The organism is Paenibacillus zanthoxyli JH29 (assembly GCF_000520715.1).
Classification (GTDB): Bacteria; Bacillota; Bacilli; order Paenibacillales; family Paenibacillaceae; genus Paenibacillus_AQ; species Paenibacillus_AQ zanthoxyli.
Map to the genome: position 1 here is coordinate 1 of NZ_ASSD01000054.1, position 816 is coordinate 816.

The 816-nt window shown below is 60.5% G+C and carries 1 protein-coding gene; it reads left to right on the plus strand.

Annotated features, from left to right (window positions below; all coding sequences use genetic code 11):
• A partial coding sequence (locus L691_RS0102245; protein WP_025688515.1) for a DMT family transporter occupies nucleotides 1-816 on the plus strand: 816 nt, incomplete at its 5' end.

Sequence of the window (816 nt, forward strand, 5' to 3'; positions counted from 1 at the left end):
CTGCGGGAGATGGCGAACAGGCCCTGGGCCTGGCTGCTGTGGGGAACGGTCGGTTTTGGCCTGTTCTACGCCCCGATTACCTTTGCGGCGGCTTACGCCCCCGGCTGGCTTACGGCCGGAACGTGGCAGATTACGATTATTTCCGGCTCCCTGCTGGCGCCGCTCTTCGTAACCCGAACACAGGGGCCTCAAGGAACCGTTACCGTAAGGGGCAAAATTCCGCATCGCGGGCTTGGGCTCTCCCTGATCATTTTGGCTGGCGTCGCGCTGCTGCAGCTCGAACATGCCCAGAAGCTGTCGGCCTCGCAGGTGCTGCTCGGCATTGTGCCCGTTCTTATCGCTTCCTTCGCCTACCCGCTCGGCAACCGCAAGACAATGGAGCTTTGCGGCGGCCGGCTTGACGTATTTCAGCGCATTCTTGGAATGACGCTGGCCAGCATGCCGTTCTGGCTGCTGGTCGCGCTGTTTGGCTGGGCGGACTCCGGAATGCCTTCCGGGGGGCAGATGGTTCAATCCCTGATCATCGCGCTCTCATCGGGCATCGTGGCGACGGTGCTGTTCTTCCGGGCCACCGATATGGTTAGACACAGCATGACGGGACTTGCGGCGGTTGAGGCCACGCAATCGCTGGAGGTGCTATTTGCCCTGCTCGGAGAGATGCTTATCCTGTCCGCTCCCGCCCCGTCGCTTGTTTCCTGGACCGGAATCGCCGTCATTATTATGGGGATGATTCTGCACAGTTTATTCTCCCATGCCAAGCCCGCAAAGCGCCCGGTAAAACGGAGTGAACGGGAAAGCATTTCTTCGGCGCATTGA